Source organism: Planococcus maritimus (assembly GCF_001592825.1).
GTDB classification, from domain to species: Bacteria; Bacillota; Bacilli; order Bacillales_A; family Planococcaceae; genus Planococcus; species Planococcus maritimus_C.
On the sequence record NZ_LTZG01000011.1, the window covers coordinates 258888 to 282589 of the forward strand.

A 23702-nucleotide genomic window follows, 5' to 3' on the forward strand; every position below is an offset into this window, starting at 1 on the left:
CTCCCACTCCTAAAGTAACGCTATCCCACTAAATGCTAAGGCAATAATCGACAAAACAAAGCTGACATGAGTCGCTTTTAATCCTTTACCACTATTATCGGTTAACTCTAAAGAATTCACGATTTCTTCAAGATTTTTTATTCGATTGCTTTGTTGCGAAATTTCCATTGATAATGTTTTATATTCGGTTATTAAATTTGCTATTTTAGAAGCATTCATCTTCGATTCTTCGTCTTGTAATTTCATCCCGTCCATTAGTATTGCAATCTCATTATTTAATTTAAGTAATCGATCGACTAAAACGGCATTAATCTTCTCTTGTTCTTCCCAAAACTTCACTTTTTCTATTATCTTTACTTCTTCAATTGAAGGTTTCATAAGCCAATTCTCCATTCCAGCTTTTTTGACTTTTTATCTTTCTTTCAACGCCCGAATAATTACCGCCCCAAGTTGACGTGTATTACAAGGATTACCATTCCCATTCACAATCGGAATCGACAGCGCATCCGCAATCCTCCTTAGAACGGGCTTCACCACTTGATGCTTCCGCTCCCCTTCGTGAACTTCGATACTGCCACTTTCGAGTTCTTTGATCAGGTAGTCATGATAGTGGGCTTACTTAGACACTTTGATCTGCTCATCGCTGCGTACTTTCTCATCGACGTTAAAGAGCTTCGACATAGCGATGGAAAGTTTTCCGTCTGGCCGTTCCGTCATCAGTCGCTTTGCTTCGTCAATCGGAGCATCCAATAAAATCTTTAGTTCCATTTCTTCCTGGTTAAACCGCAAGATGATGACGCGGTCCGCTAAATCCAAAGTATTCGGATTAAATGCCACGAACCCGGTACTGCCAATTCGCGCGGTCGTCTTCACTGAAATTCGCTCATTGTCTTTCGTCACGACGTCATAGCCACGTTCGTTCACTGCATCCGCCATATTGCCGTTCGTGTACATGGCGACATACAGCTCGCCCATGCGCCCAATCAAATGGCGCAATTCTCTCGGATCTGCTCCCCCAACTGATTTCTCGCTCGAGCCAGCTCATCGCTTCCCCGAGTGATTGGATGATCTGCACTTGTGTCAGTGCCATTTTGTATCCCCCTTAGATATCCGAACTCGACATGCTTACTGCCTCAATCTTCGCCAACAATTCCTGATGGCGCGGATGCTGAAAGAGTTTAGTCATTTCCTCAGCCACTTGTTGTGCGTCTTGCCAGTCTTCGATTACTTTAGTATTTGAATAAAGCCTTGTATAGGCAGCTGTTCTTAACTTTGAAACTGCCTTGAAAGTTACTCCTAGCATCTCCAACTCACTGATCAATGCCACTCTGTCTTCTCCTTGTAGTGGTCCCAGTTCGAGTACGAGTTTTAGCCTTCCATCTCGTAATTGGTCAAACCAGAATAACAGTGCACCGTTATGCCACCACCAGTCAAACCGACTCATGCCATACCGTTCTTCTATTCTCGTAAAGGCGGGTACTACAAAGGATGGGTTTCGCCAATGATAGTTCCGCTCTGCCTCCGCAATATGGTGCGTAGCGCAAAATAAGTCGAAAGCTTCTTTCGGTATTGGCGGGACAGTTGATTTGTTCAAGACTTTTTCCAGTTTGGATTCCGTTATTTCTTCTACTTCCTCCACAGCAGCTCCCATTACTTCAACCGACTCCGCAATCTTCCGGAACAAGTCATTCAGCTCTGGTGCATCATATAACACGAACATGCTCTTGAGCACTTCCTGCTTGGATGCCCAGTCGCCGACATCTGTCCAAGCCGTATAAATTCTGGTGTACTTTTTCCCTTCTTGCTTGCCGCTCTGCTGGAAGCTGACACCGCGCTTCTCCAACTCCGTCAGCAAGCGAAGCCTCTCTTCATATGGAATCGGCCCGACTTCCACGGTAACTTTCAAGCGCTCACCGACTTGCCGTTCGAACCAAATGATGAACGCCTGGCCGAGCCAATACGCAGATGCCGGCTCCCCTAACGTCTCCTGGAAATCAAACCAATCCGGCAAGACGAAGTGGGGAAAACGAATATGCGCCGCATAGGTTTCTTCCGGCATGTCCGCTTCTTTAACAAAGTCGAGAAAAGCTTCCCGAATGACATTTCCGCCGATATTGAAGACAAAATCGATGGTCTTTTTCTTCGCCTCATAGATTTTTCGCAGTGCTGTTTTCTCCGACTCATCCAACTTGGCAAGCTGCTTATACAGGCCTTTATAGACCGCCTGTTTCTTGAAATTATCATTCTGGCTCAAGAACAGGAAATCGATGGCGTTTTTATTTTCCTCATACACTGTCAGCGCCAATTCCACCGATTCCGCGTCATGGACCAATTGTTCTTTCAAGACTTCTATGTAAAACGATAAAAAATCATAAATGGCATCCGCGATCGTTTCTTTCGAGAACTCAAGTTGCTGCTCGATGATTTCGAGCACATCCTCATATCCTAGGAGTAAATAGCTGTCATCTGACGGTTCATCATTTGCCAAGGTCAAGAAGATTGGCAGCACCGTATAGCCAGCTTCTTGGAACTCAGCTTTAGCGTAAGCCAAATAATCCACGAGCTGTCCGTTCGACTCACCGGCATGGAATTTGTTTTCGATAACGAGCACCAGTTTCTGCGACGGCACATGGACAAGCAAATCGATCATCCGGTTCGTATGCGTCTTCACTTCCCGTGACACTTCCGCATCATGGAATGAACTATAGAGAAACGAGAAAAAGTCGATTCCGTCCCCTTTTCCTTCGTTCTCCGCACGCATCACAAGACGTGTCAGCAATTTCTTCAAAAAGAAGCTGCCCAGTTGATGCGTCTCATTCGGATTGAGCAGCCAAGCCAAAATATTCGAGTGGCGGATTTCAAACTGATCCACCCGCAACACTTTCAACGGATTGAACTGATGGAACTTCTGGTGCAGCCGTGCGAATTCTTTGGAGTGTTCGAGTTGTGCGATTTGTTCTAGAGAGTGGGTCATAGTAAGCTCCTCAAATTTTGGTGATATTTTCCTTTAATTTTATCATTTCCCTCAAATATTTCAGTATAATTTCGAATATATAGAAAAGAACTTACGAATCGACATCGTAAGTTCTCATACTTAAACTCTTTTTATCCCTAGCATCATCTTTATATATGTTCTATAAAATTATTCGCTTTCAAAAAAATCTTCATCTACTTTTTTAATAACAAAGGACTCTTCTTGGCTAACCCCGATATTGTAGGCGAACATATAATCAGTCAACGCATCCCCATCAATTAAAATAATCTTTTTATCAATCATATTCACATAATCTTTAGCACCCTCGGAAAAGTTAGATGTGGTGATAAATACACCTTTTTTAGCACGCTGGCCGTCTAGACTTCCAGCAAATTTTTGAAGTTCTGGACGGGTGACAGTATTTTCCCAACGTTTTGCTTGGAGATAAATCATATCGAGACCAAGAACATCTTCTTTAATTATGCCGTCTATTCCTTCATCGCCTGAGCGGCCGATCGCTTGGCCAGCATCTTTCATTGAACCACCATACCCCATTGCGACCAACAGCTCTACCACTATTCTTTCAAAAAACAGTGGGGTCCCGCTCTTCACTTTCTCTAACAGTTCTTCTTTTATCTCATCTTTTAGGACTGCATAACTTTGCTCGATTTTTTCCAAAGGTGTAATGGAATTATCATCAGGATTCACTTTAGGTGGAGCAATAATTTTTTCTTTGTTTTTAAATTCACGAAACTCTTCATATTGTATGAGAAAGGCATTATCAATAGCTAAAACTCGTGGATTCTTTAACACATCCAGCCCTGCTTCTGTAATAACAAAGACTCCTCTACGGACGATTTTCAATAATCCCGCTTTCTTCAGGTAGGTTCTCGCCCAGCCAATGCGATTATGCAAGATCTTCTGCTTACCACTTGGCAGCAATGCTTCTCTCTCTTCTTCTGATAAGTCAAATTCATTAGCTAAATGAATATAAACGTCACGCAAAGTGTGTTCGTTTCTATCTCCAAGAAGTTTCAATAATGGGTACATAAATTCTTGGTATCCTGGAATCATAGTTGCCCCCCTGTTCTGATGAGTTTTCTTAAATTGCCGATTCTCTTTGCATATTGCAATGTATTTCCTCTTCATTTTTATAATTCTTGATGATGCATTAAACACCTTCTACATATTCTCCCACTCTCGATTTATCTGTTCCCTATTACTTATAATCTTTTCCGTTGTTTTATCACGGGTGCTTATTACAGACATTTGTATACTTTGTTTGGTAAATGCGATTAATTGCGGATAGTTAAAAGCAAGAGGATTTCCTTGATTCATAATTATCTTCAATGCATTCCCACCCGTAGCCGCACTATGTGCAGTAAACAAGAGTTTTTGCAAACGGATTTTATTGTGGATTTCTTTTAGATCTTTTGAATAAGTAAGTGTAAATGGATCGCTTTTCTCCAAAGTGAGCTTGTAGTATATCCTTGTGCACAACTCAACAATTCCAGGCACGGTCCCCATCGAAATGAAGTGCCTTAAGTCATAGCCTTCTAAGTACATATAGCGCGCTAAGTCTGCTACTGTTCTGTCTTTTTCACCGAATTCACCAAACTGAAGAAGTTGAGTCAATCCCCACCCGGGAGCCGGAACTCCCATTTTGGTACACACATCCGATAAAATGTGGCTTATCCATAAAAATGGAGCGAATACTATATTTTCAAAAGTTGCATTTTGATATTTTTCAATAGGAATGAGATGGATTGCTCCTTTTGAATCGATAAGAGAAATCCGTCCGTTGACTATGTCTAAAACTCCGAATAATAAACCGAACAAAGGATCATGGCCTAATGACATTAAGCGGTGTGTTTTAGATGAAAATCCGGAGACTTCTCTATCGTAATCAGTAAAAGCTTTTTTAGTGCTTGCATCAAAACTGACTTTGCTATTCTTTTCAAGGTTTGATAGAAACCCATTTAATTTTCCATCTTCATTAACTCCTAGTGATCGTAACCAAGTGGTCAAACTACCACCTTCTTGTGTGTACTTTCCTAGATAGGTCACGTCTTTGGGAATTTTGACTAATAAAAGATCCGCCAATGCTGCAATAGCTCCTATAATTGTTGCCAAGATGTAATCTAGTTTGGTCATTGAAGGCAGCAGTTGAAAGTTGCTATGTACTTCCTTCGTAATGCTTTCCTCAATCTCTTCTGACCGTTCAAGGAAATACTGGTTGGAATAAACTTTGAAAGGATGTTCGCTAGATTGAGGAGATTCAGCAATAAAAGAAGGATCTATTTTGGAAAGTCTTCGTTCTAATTCCTTCAATAGGTCGGATTGTTCTTCTGCATTATCATCAAGCCTCTCCATCGTACTCGATAAATCACTCATGGAAGTCTGCATATCATTTAGTTCTTCACTGAAATCGATGATTCTTTTCTTCGGCATCTTCATCACTTCCTTAGTTTAAACAGCTTTGCTGTGAATAGTATAAGCAGCTTGAGAATGCTTCAAAGATCTTTCCAGATACATGATAGATTTAGTTAATTGCTTTATGCGTTCCATGTTATCGCCTTCTTTTAACTGCAAATCCGTTAATTGCTCTCCTAATTTCCCGATCACTTGTTTTTGGGCTTTAATCATTTCTTGGGCAAAGCGCATGTCCTTTTGGCTTGAAAGGATAATTTCTTTCATAATCACTTCCAATTTGGCTCCTTCACGAAGTGCATAATCAGACGATTTGGTCAGCATAGAAGCTAATGTACCTCCACTCAATGCCCCGAAGATACCGCCGCCTCCAACCACAACAGCAATTCCGCCCGCCATACCCATCCCACCAGCAGCAACAGCACCTCCACCGATAGCTGCCAGTCCTGCATTTGTTGCAGCGGCACCAAATAAACCAGCTGGCGCAGCAAGTCCACCAATCAATGGCGTAGCTAATCCGGCAGTGATGATCATTAGAAAAGCACCTAACCCTGCACCGACAACAAATTTTTTCTGCACACCGGACAATGACCTAATAGATTTTTTGAATGTTTTTTGATATTTAGATACAAAGTCTTCATCAATATCCAATAAGTTTGAAAAATATCTTATATGCTTTTCTTGGTCTTTAAAGTTCATCAATTTTCTTTCTATGAAATTAAATTTCGTTTGATCTTCCTTTTTTTTATCACTAGAAGCTTGTTCGATTAAAGGGAAATATGGAGAGAATAAGGACAACTCGAGCACGATTAAGTACAGAGGTGTCCTCAATTGCCCGCCTTCTTTTGATATATCTAAACATTTTTCTGTTAACAGTGCTTTATCCTTTAGAAGTTCCGTTTCCCCTATGGACTTAGTGAGTAGATCATGTATCCCTTGCTCCCATAATTTGAGCCATTTCTTCTTCTTATCAGCTGTAGTATCATTTTCTTCACTATCAATATCTTTAGCAATCAAGTATCTTTGCAAACTAAAAAGCAAAATCGTTTGCTCCGAATCCAAACCGAATTTATCCATCATGTCCATGAAAATTGCTCCTTTGAGTTACGTAATCATTTCCTGACTTATAGGTGGAGATATTTTCATTTAACTTTACCATCTGATAAGACAGAACGGCAGATTATTTTGAAATTATCCATAAATTGAAAGGAAATCATTTATAATAATGATATTCTGAAGAGGAATTAGTAGCTCCAGATGATATTTCCAATGCAAAAAAATTGCAACACAGCCTCCTCTCTTTTTGCCAATGGAAATTTCAAATTCAACAAATAAGAAATGTGCATGCAATATTTTGTCTAAGGAAAGTATACGAATAGGAAAGTGTCCATAAATATGTATTGCAATTCACCAGAATTTCCAAAAATCAATTTCTAATATTTGTATAGAATATACGGAAAACTCAGAGCCATTTCAGAAGTTATAGAATAGATTGACTTTCACCCTTATCCCGACCAGTCCAAATATAGTTTATGGGGGTATAAAAATGAATAAGACATACCCTACATCCAAATGTAACGAATGTGTAATATATATAGAATTTAAATTTATGTCTATATTCAAAATAATTTCGAATTCCGTCGGTGACAGGAATGTAAAACGATAAAATAATGAGGTGAATCAGATTGGGTAAAATCACTATTAAAGATCTTGACGAAGAAGTTCTTCTTCAAGAAAAAATGGAAACAAATCAAAAAGAAATTGAAGAAGCGAGAAAAGCACTACTTGATGTAATTGATAAACAAGCGGAACTACTGAGAAGAAAAATTGAAAAGTATGTTCCTATTATGAAATTTATCCGCGCTGAAAAGTTCTACATGGAGAACCCGAATGTAACTCCTAAAAGCATTAGGGGCGCTGTTCTTGACTATGATGCATTTAATGATAAGACCTATACTTACGATGTTGAAACCGGCTGGATTAAGGAAATTGACATGAAGACTGAAGAAATGAAAACAATTCCTTACAAGAGATTCGTTATGGAGCGGAATCTTGACAACGCATTAGTTGGGCTTGACTACTTGTTAATCATTCAGGATGAAATCAAGAATGATATTGAGCAACAAAAAGCCGAGCGGAAACAATGGTTAAAGGAACAAGAAGACTCTATGTATATGTGAGAGAAACCCGCTCTTTTATTAAATATAGCGGGTTTCTTACGAAAAATTATTTTAGAGTATAAAAAGTGTTTGCACAGGGACACGCTTTATGAGAGGATATCCCATCCTCTATCTAATCAGAATACATTTTATGCTCTTAAATATTAGTAAGGTTATAACAAGATGTTACTTTAAAAACCTTTGTTAAGGAGGAAATGGTATGGGCTTTACGGTAAATAATTTAGAAGACATAAAGAAAAGTTTACAAACTATTGATCATGAACCTGAGTTCATAGCCCTTGTATTATATAAAAGTGAGCATGATACATTTAAGAATTCATTCCGCAGAAATTTCTCCAACTACCATTTGCAAAGTGGTAAGCAAATTCATTTTTTTGTTTTTGATAATATTGTATCCAGATATACAAATAAACATACTTTGTCTACAACGGTAAACGAAAAAGTGGTAGATACTATAAAAAACAAATTTAATTTAAAAAATAAAGATTTACCAGCTGTAATTTTGACTAAAAACGTAGATTATTCAGAGTACGCAATAGTTAGTTTTTATGACTGCCAAAGTAACGACGAAATAAATGAAATACTAGAATACATCTTTGAACCATTTTCTTTTAAAGAGAATACACATGAAGTCGAATATAAAATCAATTATATTAAAAATAAGTGGAATAACATTTCCTTTCAAAGCTTTTCACCTGACTGGATGGAATTTGGTCTCTATTCCGAAAAGGTATCTTTAAGAAATAAATTACTAGCTGCTCTTGAGGAAGCCACTTTATTATTAGCAGACTTAAGAGACAAGTTAGACGCTATTCAAATTGAGCATGATAAATTACTTTCTAGGAAGAAAGAAGCTATGGGAATTTTGACCGAAAAAGATTATAGTATTTTAACTGATCAAATGTTTAAAGTACAAAAAAACCTTGCGGTTCATTTATCGGAAAACTATGAACAAAACCTTGAGAATTCAGATTTAGTTTTAAATGGTCTTGAGTCAGATTCAATTGAAATGATAAATTCTTGTTTACTTCTTTCAAAAAACCTTGTCTCCTTAGGAGCTAAAAGTTTTGATTACACTCTTTTTGTAGCTGGATATTGGAAAGCTCTTGAAAATGAATTAACTATAATAGTTCGTGACGTGCTTTTATATTTAAAAGAATACACCAATACTATTCCTTATAAAGAAAATGTAGTTTTAAAAAAAACAGAAGACTATAATCTTTCATGGAAGTATAAAAATAATAATAAGGTAGTTAAGATAATCAAAAATAACAATGTAGAAGATTTAACTTTGGGCTCTGCAAAACTTATATTGCAAAATTACGCTAAAAATGATTATGGAAATCTATTTATTCAAAAAAATTCAAAAAATTCTCTTCAAAAGAGCTTTGAAGAGTTTATTCCCAAATTAAGTACTCTTGTTAAACTAAGGAATGACTATAGTCATAAGAAAATTATGAACGAAGTTACGTACCAAAAAATATCTAGGCTCGTTTTTGATGAAAAATTACTCGATAAAACTATTGAATTAAAGATGATTGCTAAATCCTTACCCTCTTTAAGCGATGATGAAAAAGCATAAATGTTTAATGTTCTTATTTAAAACGTAAGCATCACTTTTTGTCATTTTGTAAATTAATAATAAATATAGAAAAGACATTCAGTAAAATACTAAATGTCTTTTTCACAAACTATTCAACTAACCCCAAGCGCTTTATAAACCGCATCAATAGGATCCGAATAAAACACCGGCTGCACTTTAACCAATAAATCTGGAGGCACAGTTTGCAGATCCATGACTGATGCAGCAGGAATTAATACTCTCTTCGCCCCTGCATCAACACAAACCTGCAAGACGTTGGCGAATTCTTCTACTTTCGCGATAGTGCCGCCTACTGTCATGTTTCCGATGACGACTGTACTTTCCTGGACTGGCTTCTCCAGTGCTCCAGAACATAGACCAATTAGTTCAGCTATTGCCAGTTCGTCTGTTAATCCAATCCCCTGCAAGTCACTAATGTGCATCAGATAATCTTTCGTTTTAATGGCGATTGTATTACTGATGCTTTTGCTGTTGGCTGTGAAGAAACGGAAGGCAGTGTCTAAGCTTTCCTTTGCTTCGCGAGAAGAGCCAACACCTGATTTATCGAACTTACCAGTACCGCTTACTACTTGGTTTTCGAGTTTATAAATACCGATCATTCCGGAGTTTCCATGCCCTGCGACATATACATGCCCCGGTTTCCCCAAGCCTTCAGGAATCAGTTTTCCGCCGCCTTGTTCTGGCACGGAAGTGTATTCTTCCTCTAAGGATTCTTTGTCGATATAGGAGAACATAACATCGTAAAACTCCATGCCACCGACTTTCTTCAGCTGTTCTTTTACTCTGCGACGGCCTTCTAATGCATACTTCAAAATTTCTTCTATATCATCTTTTGTATAAATGCCATTTGGATAAATCAGTTTTACCATGCCTGATACAGTCTTACGTACAGCAATCGTATCACGCTGGTTAAGGTTATTCCCTAATTTAAAGTAACAATCTAAAGAATCGGCAAACGAACGCTTACGCATTTCACGGAAAAACTCAGCAATATAGTCCACTATAAATCCATACCGATCAGTAAAGAAATCCGGACGCATTTTCGGGATTTCCCATCCCGGCAAATAATAATGCATACGATCGAAGAATGCGGAATCGTTGGCCATTTCTTCTGGGAACGGCGCAAAGAGATGGGAAGTCTTCAATAAAACATCGACGCTTTGGTTGATGTTACCGACGAATACCATGGAAGCACTTGCATTCTTTTCTTCTTTTCCGCGAGCAAACGAACCGGATGCCATATAATCTTTCATAATCTGTATGCCGTCTTTATCTTTGAAACGGATGCCCGCTACTTCATCAAACGTGACACAATCCCACATGCCGACAAGGCCGATTTTCCGTGAAGTCATATTGTAGAATAGGTTGGCAACTGTGGTTTGACCGCCTGACACCAAGATTGAGTTTGGAGAAATCTCTTTATAGACGTGTGATTTACCGGTGCCACGGGGACCCAATTCGCACATATTGTAATTGTTTTCGACAAGAGGCACTAAACGAAGCAGTAAATGCCATTTCACCCGGTCACTTAGTTGCGTCGGTTCCATACCTGTCGAACGAATCAACGCATCTATCCATTCATCTTTCGTGAATTCCTTCCGCCCTTCAAAGACTTCCTGCATGTCCATATTCGGCATTTGAATCGGTTGCAAGCTACTTACGTTAAACGGATTATTGTTCCGGGCTTCCTCGTCGTAATAATAGTCGACTTTTACCATGCACCAAATCCCACCGACCAATAGCTTGTCGAATTCTTTAATGAAATTCGATCCAATAGGAACTCCTTTTAGGCCAAGGTTAGAAAACTCAGCTTCATAAATATCCAATTTCGGATTCAAGGAAACTGTCACTTTATCAATTATCGAATACTGGCCAAGTTCCCGGATCCGTGATTTAATTTTTTCAGCTTCATCTGGACGAACAAAATTGTCGGAAAGGATTTTTTTAACCCGCTCGACTCCTTCGTTGATGCTTTCTTCATCATCTGTTGCCGCATACATGCCCAGTAAATACTCCAACACATATACGGGCACATTCGCACCTTCTTTAATCAACTTGGTTAAATCTTTCCGCACGACACGTCCCGCAAAAACATCATTGAGTTTTTTATCTAGATCTGAAGTTGATGTCATCTCCGCTTTCTCTTCCATTTATTCACCTCCCTGGTTAGAAATCAAAATCGCTGACAATCCCCAAATTTATTGAGAACGGCACTTTATCTGTTGCTACTCCTGTTTCAATATCTTTGATCATTAAGTAATATGTCTTGCTGCGATCATAAGTGATACTTCTTAATACAAATCGCAATTTAAAAGTACGTTCGCTCGGATTATCGAACGGACGATCTCCGATAATCGTTTCCTCATTGGAAAGCACATTGCCATTTTCATCTTCCATATAAATCACAACAGTACGAGGAATCATTTTATCTTCCACTTTTTCAGTCTGGAAGAATTCGAGATTAAAAATGCTATTCGTTATTTTCCGAGTTGTATTAGTTAGTTTAATATCGACTTTTTGTATAGCTTGAGATCCTCGTTGACCTGTTCGTTTGTTCTTAAACGACACGACTGGAATGACGACTTCCTGCAAGCTAGCACCACCATGTACAAAATTGACACCGGAACCTTGAATTTTATAACGGATTGTCGCATTTGGAACATAAGCGGTCAACTGCTGCTCATTCTTCACAATTGAAGATAAATCTATAGCCAATTGCCCCGATACTTCCCGCTTTTCTTTTGAAAGGATATAACGGCGTTTTGTTTCCAGTGCTTCGATAGATTCTTTTACCATTTTATCACTTTCTTCTAAAGCATCCCGTTGATACAAGAACCCGTGGTCGGCCGTAATATAGATATTCGTGCCACCCAAATCATCCTTTATGATTTTCACTAAGTCAGAGAGTTGGTTTAATGCATCTTCTACGCCTTTAAACGTATATATTTCAGTGGAACCATTGTCCCCCATGGCATCAATTGTATCGTGATAAAGGTAAATCAGTTTTTTTCCTTTGAAGTTCTCTCTACGCGCTGCTTTATTCATCGCAAATACTTCCTGGAAATGAAAAGCGATACTGTCCTCAACTTCGGATTCGAGTATTTTTTTCCGGTTTTCAATCCCAGACGAATCTCTGCCGTCGATCAGAACTTTTCCAGTTGCATCAAAATCCAAATTCCTGTGTGGCAATAATGCTGCCATTCCCAGTTTCGTTACAGAAGGAACGACTCCGAGCATGCTTTGTATTTCCGATACTCCTGTGGTTTCAGCTTTCAATCGTTCAGCCATTTCTACGCCTACTTCATATCTCATGGCGTCAGAAATAATGACAAAAACTCTGTCATTGTTTCGCATATGAGGAGCTATCACAGATGAATAGAAATCCTGCTGACGGCCAACTCCCGGCAATGTCCATCGTTCGCTCATTTCAGTATGGACAGCTTGAGACCAATGAGAGCTCAATTCTCCCATAAACCAATTTGAGTACAAATTTTCTATCATGATTTTCAGCTTTTTCAACAATTCGTTGTCTACAGCCTCATCATAAGCTACATAGAATTTGCGATAATACGTATCCATCTGATAATAATCTTTCGTATATGCTTCATAAACATTTGCAACCTGAGATTGCGGAATGCCCTGACTGTGCTCATGATAAAACTCATACATCTTCACAGTATAGAAAAGGGCTTCATATATAGCTTCGAATTGCTCATAATAATGTTTCACTCTACGGAGCTTGATTAACTTTTTATATTCCTCATAATCTTCGAGCTTTTCTATCAAGCTATTGGCAATATGAATAATGATTGCCCGGTCGATATACGGAAAGACATCCGCTTGTTTAACTTTATCCAACGGAATCTCATTTACCGTCTTCGGTAGGTTGATTTCTTGTTCCACCATCTCAATATAGTTATTGAATTGAACATAATCACTTTTATGATGCATCCAATGATCGATGAAGACTAAAGCATTTGTTTTACTGCGTTTTGCAACAAAATCATTAAGCTCAGTTAGATACTTCTCATCGACTGAATAGCTGAATGCCGTTACCGATAAATGAATAAATAAGGTCTTTAAGGTTTTAACTTCCCGCTCATAGCCACAGTAATTCGCAACATATGACCAGAATACCTCCAGATCAAAGAAGCGCTCTATTAATGAAAGGTATTTATTCTCTGTATCATCCAGCGTGTCCATCAAAATGGTTTTCAATACGTCTTCAAAATTCGGTGTCTTCAAATTGCATAGCACACTCATAATCGACAATTCAATCAGTTCTTCTGTAAACGATTCAATACCGAATGCCGCAAACTTTCTGAAACGATCTTTGTTGTTAAAGAAACGCTCGTATTTTTTCACTGTCGCACGTAACGACGGATCTATATGTAAATCACTCAAAATAAATGATATACGGTCTGCATAAAAAGTTTTAGAATACATGACGGTATCCGCCAACCAATTTTCTTCTACTCCCAAGTCCAAGTTCGTATAAATTAAGTACGAAGAAGTCGGATCATCCTCCTCCAGCAAATGTTTCGTATAAAACTGATTTCTGTCAGTCAACGAATGGATTTTGACTCCATCTATTTCGAGCGGTTCAATTTCTTCAGTAAATTCATTATCTTTATCCACCCAAAATACAAGCTTTCGCTGTTCTTCTTCTTTCAGTGGCTCATTAAAGATGTCCGATAGCGCAGACACAATTTGTCCCATGTTCATGGCAGTCACCTGCTTTCTCTTCACATTATAGAACAAAGATACATCAGAAACCTCCGATGTATCTCTGTTGGTTTTTATATTTTGGCAACCAGCCCTTCAAACTTGGCATAGTTGACTGTAACACCATCATCCAAATCAATTTCAATTTGCTGATCGGCCATGTGATGCAACTTCTCATCGTAAGCTTTCAGCTCGTCGATTTTTTTATCCAAATATTTCAATTCTTTTTTAGCACTAGTAATTTCTTTAGTTGTAGAATCTCCATTAATAATATTCAACAAATCCTTCTTCTCTGCATCCATACGAGTTTGCACTTCGTGCAAGTAGTCAGTGCGGATACGTGAAAGTGTTGTTTTATCATAACGGTGCATATATATGAGACAGTTAAAAGCCTTTTCTTTTCCTGAAGTAAATAACCAGTATAAAGGACGTTTTTTATAAACTTGTAAATGATCTTTATAAAAATCATTTATAATATATCGACGTAATGTTTCTCTAGCAGTTTCATTCTTATTACGACCTATTGTATCTGCTATAAAGTTTAAGTTTTCTTCTAAATCTGCTTCGTCATAGGCTACCTGTAGAAATTCAGCTATTCTTATTATAACATCATCTTCAGAATGGATATTTGATAAAACCGGTACTATATTATCACTATCCGGTTGGAAATTTTTGTAATTTCGATCATCGAATTTGTCTCCTGCAAAAATAAGTCCTTCTGCATCTAAAGAATATCTTCCAAACAAACAACCAATTGCATAAGAGATGAAACTTATAATATCTCTATTTAAATTAGCTTTTCTTATTGTAATATTATTATCATCTACCTCAGCCGTCATTTCATTATTTAAACCATATAACTCAATAAAGTTCTTATTAATTTCTTCTTCACTTTTTTTCATATAACTATAGGCTTTTTCTGTATGGTCTTGCCAATTTAGATACGATTCTTTTATCGTCCGAGAATTCCCTTTATATTTTAATAAAGGATGATTACTGAAATCCCAAGATGTTTCAAAAGAATCCCAATCATCTTTTGCAATTTCAATTAATTTTAATACTTCTGAATTAAACTGTTCATTGCCTAGTAATTTTTCATAATTTGGCAATGGCAACCTAACAACATCCGCTATTTGCAAATTGATTGTTGGATTCAAAAGTTTGAGTAATTTTTCCGCTGGCTTTGAATTCATCAATCCCAATATAAATAATCGCTTATTTTTGTCTGCAAATACTCCAGGTCCCCCTGAATCATAAATAAACCCTTCGGGGATCCATCTCATACTAAATGGTCCGCTTGTTATATAAGGGAAACCTACCGATGGCATAAAGTAGTAATTTATATTAACAATGGTCCGTGTATAGGATTTATTAATCGTTTTTGCGAAGTTTATTACATCTCTCCCCGCATGCTCCCAGTTAACTAAAAATTCTTGAAAGCCATACCACTTTCTATACCCGCCACCTTTGCTATAAGGAAACCATTTTGCATTTGATTGTAGTGCATCCTTAGCATTTCGAGCATTTTTATAAACCTTGTCTTTAGAAACTTCTGGCCAAAATCTTAAAAACTGTTTGTTATCAGAGGTCGTCATCCCTCTTTTTACTTCTGCAAATTCACCAAGAGGCTCCCCATTTTTGAAAATTTCAATAATTGATTTACTTGCCCAATAAGCTATTGGACTTCCAGGAATATGAATAAAATTATCTTGTATAACTGAATATCGATAAGGGACTGATGCATCTTGTACAGCTTTCAACGTCTGAATCGGTTGATTTATTGCTCCTTTAAAATCTGAAAGATTTATATATTCTCCATATATTTTGCTTTTATAGTTTCTTAAAGTAAATGAACAAATTGGGACTGTGGCCCCGTCAAAACCTGAATACTCTAATTGGATCAAGCTACTAATTGTTCTATTAGTAACAATATTATTACGCAATTTTTCAAAAGAAGAGATGAACATCCACACAAAAGGAGACATGAATCCTATTTGTCCATTATTTTTCGTGATATCAAAGCTATACTCAATAAATGCTGAAAACAAGTCAGTTTTAACGTCTGAATAATTTTCCTCTAAATAATTGCCAACTTCAGAAGTCAGGTATCTGTTACCAGCATATGGCGGATTTGTGATGAAAACATCATATTGTTGATTCATTAATTCAGCTTGCTTTATTAAAGACTTAAAAAGCGGTAATAGACGCTTTTCCATTTCTAATTCAAACAAGTTTCCTGATTGTTGCTCAATTGTTTTTACTCGAGCATTTAATAATTTAACATCAAGAATTTTAATTTTAATTAACGAACCGATTGCTTTTGCATGTTTGAATTGATTTAGAAAACCCTTTATGACCTCATAATTTTCACCTGAAGATTCACCAGCTAAAAATACTGTTTCTTCATCTGTTAATTTATTAGTTTGTTGAATAGCAACAAGGTTCATTTTAAGTCCTTCTCGTTCGATATTTCGTAAGAAACGTTTATTATATTCCATTGCTTTCATCACTATCGAAAAGCTAGCCAACTGGAAAGAACGATCATCAATGTCCAAACCATATAAATTATTTTCAATTATTAAGCGAGGAATTTCTCTTTCCATATAGCCAGATTTACTGTAGATTTCATACAAGACATCAAACATATAAACAAGAATATGCCCACTCCCCATTGCTGGATCGAAGCATTTAATCTCCTCAATTTTCAATTCTTTATTGATATAAGGGGCTAGTTCTTCATCGAAATCAAATTCATCATTCTGATTTTCTAAATAGAATTCCCATCCCTGTATCAAATCAAAATGTTCAGGGTGTGATTCAATCCAATAGCGCCCCAAAGCATTCTGCACCATATAACGAACAATCCATTCTGGAGTAAACAATTGTGTTGCAAACGGTAATTCTTCTGCTTTATATCTCTTTTTAGCTCTTATCACTCTCTCATTTTCTTCGGAGATATAGTATTGATAGAGCCAACCGATAATTTCAACTTCCTTCCAGTCATCTTCAGGTATAACTCCTATGTTCGTCATCTGACGAACATAGGAATCTGTACCTAATAACCCGTCTGGAAAAAGAATTTCGGTATAATCATCAATTGTCTCAAACATAAATGGCATATAGCGATTCAAGTCATTGCAATGCTTGATAACCAGATATTTAAAAAGCTCTTCATCATTATTATTAAGTTTCAGCTCATATACATATTCCTTGTCCAAATCTAAGTCGAGAGTTAAAGCCTCATTCATCACATCTGGTTCTGTGCTTCCAGGTTTTGTTGAAGATAACACCCTAACTTTTGTCGGCAAATAATCATTTACTTCCATAAAACGCAGAGCTGTGAAACGGTTAAACCACGTATACGCAACTTCTTCCATCACTCGGTCAAACCCTATGTCTCGGATTCGAGAAATTAACGTATTCCGTTGCGCTTTTTCTTTCTCTCTAAGCTGTCTGCCATTTATAAAGATGGCGTCTGAACTTTCAATAGTTGCTTTTTCAATACCTTCAGAAGTAATCCCGATTTTCCTTGCTTGAAGTTCAACTCGTTCAAGCAGCTCTCTTCTGGCTTCCGTAGCAAATCTCTTTAAGGCTGGTTTATTCACTGCTCTCCCCCACTTACTTTCTGAATTCTATTTGTTTATTATTTCTTATCGCTGTCTTCAATCTTTGAGACAAGTTTTCAAGATAGTGATCTACTTCTGCTTCAGTTGTTAATGGTGTTGGACTGATTAATTCTAGTACTTGAATAAACTCCTTCTGCACCGGAATATCAGTTGACCCTTTCCCATCTTGAATAGTTCCACCTTCTTGTTCTTTTCTTTTTCTTCGTAACCATTCTTCAATCTCTCTATTGATTTTATTCTCGGCCTGTACTTTGAAGTTAGAACTTCTAAGGATACTCGATTCCACTCGATGAATGTCAGTATAAGAATCAAGGTCTTCTAGTAATTGTTTATAGAAGTATGTGATCTCTTGCTTTGTTTCATCACTAACACCATATTGGCTGGAGAAGGAAGCAATGCTTTCCTTGTCATCTGCAATTCCACTTTCAGCATTGCTCTTCTTCTCTAATAAAACTGTCTTTATATGCTCTTCAATCTTATAAACCCATTCAGGTATGTTTTTAATTTCTCTGTATGGAAGTGGATCATCCAAAACCGATGCTAATTCTTTCACTGTAGATTCAATTTCTTTCCCATTCAAATAGACTTGGTTTTCTTTGTATTTTTCGAAAACCGCTAAGCCTTGATCGAAAATTCGTATTTGATTGCTGCCGAAAAAACTTTTCACTAAAACGATATCTTCTTCCCAGTATGCAAGATCATCTTCCAACTCTTTCAGTTTCGTGAAAAATGAAGCATTGTCTAATCCGTTGTGGAATTGATTAAAATATTCCAGACCTTTGTCTAACAGGCTTTTTCCTGGATACTTTTCACCTTCATACTTACTCTTCAATTCATTTATTTCTGCAATTTGCTGCTCGATAAGAAATCGCAAATCTTTAACTAAACCATCTTCATCATCAGCTAAATCAGTTTTATTAAAAATATCTTTAGCCACTCGTTTTGCTGTGCGAATCAAAGTTGCAGGTACTTCTGCTCGAATAAGGATAATTGCTTTATCTGCATCAGCCGTCTTAGTGAATATTGAAACTAATGTATTAGCATTCTGTTCTAGATCCATATATTCAGCATTATAACGCACACGAATACGCTGTTCTTTTAATAGTGTTGCAATCATTGCTGCAATGTCCAATTGTCTCCAACCATATGGTTTGTCCTGAAATCTATCGTAAATGATTTTTATCCGGACTTGTTTTTGGATGTCACTTTGTAAAGTAATAAAATCGAAAATTTCCTTCTTGGCCAACTCATTAGGATAAGTTCCAATCGTATCTTCGAAAGAAATTTGGTCATTGTCTGAAGCCATGATATGGATGAGTCCTCTTTCATTCTCCATATGCTCTTTTACATAGTTCAGCTTGGTGTATATGTTATCTACGAGCATTTTAAACGCCGCATTGAACTTCTCTTTGACAGTGGACCCTTTAACTTCTACTTTGTCCCCATTAATAAAGAAAGTTCCGCTCTTAATCGCGTCTTCCAATAAAGCACGGCTTCGGTTTTTACGTTCACGTGCCTCAGCCGTTTTATTGTTCAAGATATTTTGAATGTTTTCCGGAAGTTGTGTGATGTTCTTTTTCTTACGATAGCTTTCGATTCTTAACGCTTCTTCAATTTCCTCAACATATAATTCACTGCCTCCGAGTTTCACAATTATTTCTCCACTGCCACTCGTCATCATCATTAGTTCCTGTTCGGACTTCTGATAATGATCGGAAAGAGGGGAAATAATTTGAACTCCAATACTTGATGATTGATTGCCGTAATTTTTCTCGTCCATCTTTTGATTAAAAGAGAAAAGATATTCTGAAGAATAGCGGAATTTTTTCTCATCATATAAGTCTTGGAAAACGTAATCAGCTAATTCTCGTTTCACAAGCTCTTCATCGACATTCAATGTTTTAATTTCACGGTTAATGTCTTGCTCATCATCAGTTAAGAACAAATAGAAATCGCCGTTTTTTTGAATCAATGTTTGAGAGATCAGCTTGCGGAGTGAAACTTTGATTTTCTCTTTTAACGCCAATTTATCTTCATCAATGTTTGTAATCATTAAAGTTGCCAGGTTATCGATATTGGCCGGCAGCTCTTTAATGTATTTCACCATGAACAAGACTTTCAATAGTTCCATATTGAAATGATCATCTTTTAATGCAGGGTTTTCATACGCACCTTCGATAACACGAGAAACAGTAGGGTTTAAAAACTCTTTAACAGTCTCATAAAAGGAAGGGAAAGGAATCAGGAAACCTTCCTCTTCTGATTTATATCTTAATGCTGTTTCTTTATAAGCAGACAACATAGAACGTTCGCCTTCAGAAAGACTTTTGCCCGAAGAACCGTGTTTACGAATTTGTTCAAAAACGTTCTGCAGTAATTTAAATTGATAGGGAACAAATGGATAGACATCCGCAAATTCCTGCTCGTTGTCATATCCGCGCAAATCAGCCGTGCTTTCTCGGAAGCTGATCAAATTTTTCAAAATGGCACTTTTTTCTGGATAGAGCAATTTCAATTTGTCATTCACATAGTCCTTTTTCAAAAGGATACGCTTCTTCAATACTTCATCTACTGAAATTGAAGAAAGTGATAGCCTTGTATCGAAGCGCCCTTGAATTCGCGAAAAGTCGTCCCCTTTTACTTTGACAATGCTGTCTATGCTTTCCTGTGAAGTGACCATGACCCATGCTTTTCCTTTTGCATGTGTTCCTAGCTCTTCCGTAAGAGTTTGTAGATTCAACATCAGGCTTCTGCTATCCCCGATATATTGGCCGATTTCATCCACCAGGAATATCAGGTGGAAATTAGGGCCTTTTTGATCGATATATTCTTTTACATCTTTCGCAAACTTTTCGATGCTGATTTCATAATTATTAACGCCATTATCAAACCAGTTGCCAGCAGACTCTTCCGTCATATCTGTAGCTTCCGAAAGTGCAGAGACAATGTAATCTCTATCAAAATAGAAACTGTTACGACGGTCTTCCCACGACTCGCCAGCTAGGTTTTTGAATGATTCTTTGAAAACTTCATATGTACCTTGTTTATCCAAATATTTTTCCATTTCAGCTACACCAGAGATGTCACCGTAATATCCTCTATGTTCGTAAAAGACTTTCATAAATACGCGCAGGATTGCATCTTCTTTTGATTTATTATCAAGTTGTGCCTTTGCATCAATATTGAAAAGAATTGTCTCGGTTTCGATGCCAGCTGTTCGCTGCATATTCGCCAACACAATTGGATCTTGAATTTTTTCATCAAAAAAGTCTACTGCAGTTCTGTTTTGAATTTCTTTATTTTCTAAAAGGTAGGAAAGTATTTTAAGGAAATGTGATTTACCCGAACCAAAGAATCCAGAAATCCAGACGCCCATTTTATCAGTTGAGCCATTCACGCCCCTTTGATAATTTTCGTAGAACTTGGAGAGGTGCTTTTGTAGTTCCCGAGTAACCACATATTCATCCAATTCTTGATAGATGCTGTCGTCATCAGTCTGAGCAACTTTAATGACTCCGCGTATGTCTCGTTCTATATCTTTCTGAAACATGTCTTTCAACAACATAAAATAACCCCCAAATTTATTTAATCAACCAACCGGAATGCGCGGTAATAATTATCATCTTTAAATTTACCGAATAAATGCAAATCCTGTTCACTGTATTCACCTGGATAAAACATGATGACAGGCGTCTTGTCTATCACTTCTTGCAAATTGTTCAATATGTTATGTGATCGGACAAACGGAAACACTTTTCCGACGCCTGTCAAAATGACAATATCGTGGCCATCCATCTGTTCTTTTATCTTCTGCAAAAATATTTGAGGATTTGCAAACGTAGTAAGAGCTTTAAACAAAGCGTCTTTTCCTTGTTTTTGCTCCATCTCAAATATTCGGTCGAAGATTCTTTTTTCTTTTGTGATTTCTATAAGTAACTTATAAAGATCGAATTCGATTATTTTTCGTTCCGAGCCTTCGTAGTTGAATTCCTTTTTTATGTGCTTCACATAATCCCGGACAACCAATTCGTCTTCCGGTTTGTAATCGAACACGTAAAAACTGATTTCATTTCCAAGACCGCGTCCTTCAATAAATTTACCTTCTTTGATTTTCGGAATGATCTTGTCGAGCCTTCGGTTTAGATTAGCCATGTTGTATCTCCCTTATCCACCCATTGCATGAATATATTTGCTATCCCCGATATGGTTGATATGTTCTTTTAAATAATCATCTATTATTAAGCGGTTCAACTCATTGCCTTGTCTTTCTTTTAAGATGCCGCTTTCAAACAGCACGAGTAAGTAGGTGCTTTTTAATTTGGTTAACGTTAATTCGCTCCAGTTAGCAAGTTGTGCGCTTTGTTCTGATTTCACAGTAAAAAATATATTAATGTCTTTTTTTTCAAGTTCAAAATTATTGTTATGCAGTTTTTCGCTAACTACTTCATTCATAAACTCATAGAATAATAAATCAGTTTTCATAATTGCATATAGGTTAATTACTTTACTCGTTTCTAATGACCCTTCAATTAGAAGTTTACCTAGTTTTTGATCAATAACTTCTGCTCTCTTTATTACCGAAGTCAATGCGCGTTGAATACTGCTTTTTTTCGAACCTTGAAAAATATTCTCTTCATACACTTTTTTTCTAATGTCATTGGTAGATAAGCCATCCATTTTCAACTTCATAACTTGTTTTAATTCAAATAACAAATAACCCGCGCCGTGTAAAGATGCTCTGTATTGTGTTTCCATTTCAAATCACTCCGACCTTATTACAACTTAATAGATTTATATATTTAGAATCCGTTCCACTATTATCAACCTTCTTTTTCCACAATGTTGCTGAACTACTTTAGTAAAGCTTTGGTCTTTAATCAATTTTTCTTTATTATTTTTATGTATATTGCATACGCTCTCAATAAGCTTTTGTTCTGTAATGTCCTCTCTCCAATATGCATCAACTAATTGATTTAATGCTGTGGCCAAATCTCGTTGTGTCCGGTAAAACATTTTAATCTCCACATAGTTCCCCTCACATTTAACTTATACTTAGCTCTTATTTTACTTTAGTTTCAACTTAATGCAATCAAGTTTAAGTAATGTGATTGTATAGCGAAAGAATATTTTTATATGAATTAATCTAAGAAAAAACCTGTGAAATTTTTTAAAATTTCACAGGTTTACTTTAATTATGAGTAATACTACTTATATCTGTTAAGAATTGCAGACTGTTTTTCTTATCTCTATTCAATTCACTTGATTCGGATTGAGGAATAAAAGATGGTATCAAGCTCCCTAAAATTGGCGGGATATACGATGGCATCGTAGTTTGACAAAAAATTTGCACACCCGTACTTACAATTCCAAATGATGGGGCGATCCATTTTTTTATTTCACTTTCTAATTCAACTAATGAATCCAAATATGCAGATTTATAATGTATATCGGTATTATCCAAATACAGATTTAACGTATTATGAAACGCTGCTTTTTTAGTTAAAAAACCTTTATCGTTACGTAAATCTAATAGTTCTTTAATTTCTATTTGATCAATTCTCTCTGGCAACTTTAATTGAATCATTTCCTTAGTAAACAGATCTTTTCGTTCTTTTCTTAAATCTAATCCCCGGTTTTCCGGGAAGAGATCAGACAAGAAATCACTGGCCTGTCGAGTATCAGTAATTGTATCTTTATTTTCGGAATCACCGATCATTTTGGTTAAAGCATGCATATAAATATACGCTACTTCTTTAGCTACTTTTACACCGTTATTCGTTGGATGACCCAGATCATGCTCCACACAAAAATTAAGCCACCTAGGAGAAAATTTCTGATCAAAAATCTCATAGTTATGGTTCTCTTTATTCTACAAATAGGAAATGGATATTCCATAATCCAATATTGAAGAATCATCAAAGAACTTCTTCACTTGTTTAATAGCAACCTTTGATGACTCATTTCTATATAGATCGTACGAATCTCTATTAGTTATAAATCCCCCTTCCTCAATTAACTGTAAAAATTCATCTGAAATATTCTTTTTCCCTGCATTTGGAATAATCGAAGTTAAACTACCAATGTATAAAGTAGCGAACTTTAACCAATTGGTATCTTGCACTTCAAAGTAAGGATAATAAATCAAAGATTTCATCTTTACACCC

The 23702-nt window shown here is 36.8% G+C and carries 17 protein-coding genes; 2 read left to right on the forward strand and 15 right to left on the reverse strand.

The window, feature by feature from the left end; genetic code table 11:
• Positions 1–9 precede the first annotated feature (9 nt).
• The 6 genes from AY633_RS09840 to AY633_RS16465 form a co-directional block, all read right to left on the reverse strand.
• Positions 10–378, reverse strand: coding sequence for a hypothetical protein (locus tag AY633_RS09840; protein ID WP_068488199.1), 369 nt, complete (start codon positions 376–378; stop codon positions 10–12).
• A gap of 237 nt (positions 379–615) precedes the next feature.
• Positions 616–996: a DUF6998 domain-containing protein gene (locus AY633_RS16735; RefSeq protein WP_222101832.1), complete on the reverse strand. Its 381-nt coding sequence runs from the start codon at positions 994–996 to the stop codon at positions 616–618.
• Positions 997–1102: 106 nt separating this feature from the next.
• The gene (locus AY633_RS09850) at positions 1103–2974 is read right to left on the reverse strand and encodes a PDDEXK-like family protein (protein WP_068488200.1); all 1872 of its coding nucleotides are present in this window, start codon (positions 2972–2974) and stop codon (positions 1103–1105) included.
• A gap of 168 nt (positions 2975–3142) precedes the next feature.
• Positions 3143–4048: a restriction endonuclease gene (locus AY633_RS09855; protein ID WP_068488201.1), complete on the reverse strand. Its 906-nt coding sequence runs from the start codon at positions 4046–4048 to the stop codon at positions 3143–3145.
• Between the two features lie 108 nt (positions 4049–4156).
• Positions 4157–5425, reverse strand: a complete 1269-nt coding sequence (locus AY633_RS09860) for a hypothetical protein (protein ID WP_068488202.1) — start codon at positions 5423–5425, stop codon at positions 4157–4159.
• An 18-nt stretch (positions 5426–5443) separates the two neighbouring features.
• Positions 5444–6490 carry a hypothetical protein gene (locus tag AY633_RS16465; RefSeq protein ID WP_068488203.1) on the reverse strand — a complete coding sequence of 349 codons (1047 nt, stop codon included), beginning with the start codon at positions 6488–6490 and terminating at the stop codon, positions 5444–5446.
• A gap of 599 nt (positions 6491–7089) precedes the next feature.
• Between AY633_RS16465 and AY633_RS09870 the strand changes: the two genes are divergently transcribed.
• Together AY633_RS09870 and AY633_RS09875 are read left to right on the forward strand one after the other, a co-directional pair.
• Complete coding sequence (locus AY633_RS09870; RefSeq protein WP_068488204.1) at positions 7090–7584, forward strand: hypothetical protein; 495 nt, start codon at positions 7090–7092, stop codon at positions 7582–7584.
• Between the two features lie 199 nt (positions 7585–7783).
• The gene (locus AY633_RS09875; protein WP_068488205.1) at positions 7784–9166 is read left to right on the forward strand and encodes a hypothetical protein; all 1383 of its coding nucleotides are present in this window, start codon (positions 7784–7786) and stop codon (positions 9164–9166) included.
• Between the two features lie 113 nt (positions 9167–9279).
• On the opposite strand, the gene brxL is transcribed toward AY633_RS09875, so the two are convergent.
• From brxL to AY633_RS09920, 9 genes are all read right to left on the reverse strand, one after another.
• Positions 9280–11337: a protease Lon-related BREX system protein BrxL gene (gene brxL, locus AY633_RS09880; RefSeq protein WP_068488206.1), complete on the reverse strand. Its 2058-nt coding sequence runs from the start codon at positions 11335–11337 to the stop codon at positions 9280–9282.
• A gap of 16 nt (positions 11338–11353) precedes the next feature.
• Positions 11354–13912, reverse strand: coding sequence for a BREX-1 system phosphatase PglZ type A (gene pglZ, locus AY633_RS09885; protein WP_068488207.1), 2559 nt, complete (start codon positions 13910–13912; stop codon positions 11354–11356).
• Between the two features lie 74 nt (positions 13913–13986).
• A complete protein-coding gene (gene pglX / locus AY633_RS09890) occupies positions 13987–17517 on the reverse strand; it encodes a BREX-1 system adenine-specific DNA-methyltransferase PglX (protein ID WP_068488208.1) in 3531 nt (1176 codons plus the stop codon).
• A 13-nt stretch (positions 17518–17530) separates the two neighbouring features.
• Positions 17531–21103: a BREX system P-loop protein BrxC gene (gene brxC, locus AY633_RS09895; protein ID WP_068488209.1), complete on the reverse strand. Its 3573-nt coding sequence runs from the start codon at positions 21101–21103 to the stop codon at positions 17531–17533.
• Positions 21104–21123: 20 nt separating this feature from the next.
• Positions 21124–21690 (reverse strand): DUF1788 domain-containing protein, encoded by a 567-nt coding sequence (locus AY633_RS09900; protein WP_068488210.1) that lies wholly within the window; start codon positions 21688–21690, stop codon positions 21124–21126.
• Between the two features lie 12 nt (positions 21691–21702).
• Positions 21703–22293, reverse strand: coding sequence for a DUF1819 family protein (locus AY633_RS09905; RefSeq protein ID WP_068488211.1), 591 nt, complete (start codon positions 22291–22293; stop codon positions 21703–21705).
• A gap of 36 nt (positions 22294–22329) precedes the next feature.
• A complete protein-coding gene (locus tag AY633_RS09910) occupies positions 22330–22563 on the reverse strand; it encodes a TIGR04540 family protein (RefSeq protein ID WP_068488212.1) in 234 nt (77 codons plus the stop codon).
• A 163-nt stretch (positions 22564–22726) separates the two neighbouring features.
• Entirely contained in the window at positions 22727–23341 is a 615-nt protein-coding gene (locus tag AY633_RS09915; protein WP_068488213.1) for a hypothetical protein, read from the reverse strand.
• A 66-nt stretch (positions 23342–23407) separates the two neighbouring features.
• Positions 23408–23692 (reverse strand): hypothetical protein, encoded by a 285-nt coding sequence (locus AY633_RS09920; RefSeq protein ID WP_068488214.1) that lies wholly within the window; start codon positions 23690–23692, stop codon positions 23408–23410.
• Positions 23693–23702: the final 10 nt, after the last annotated feature.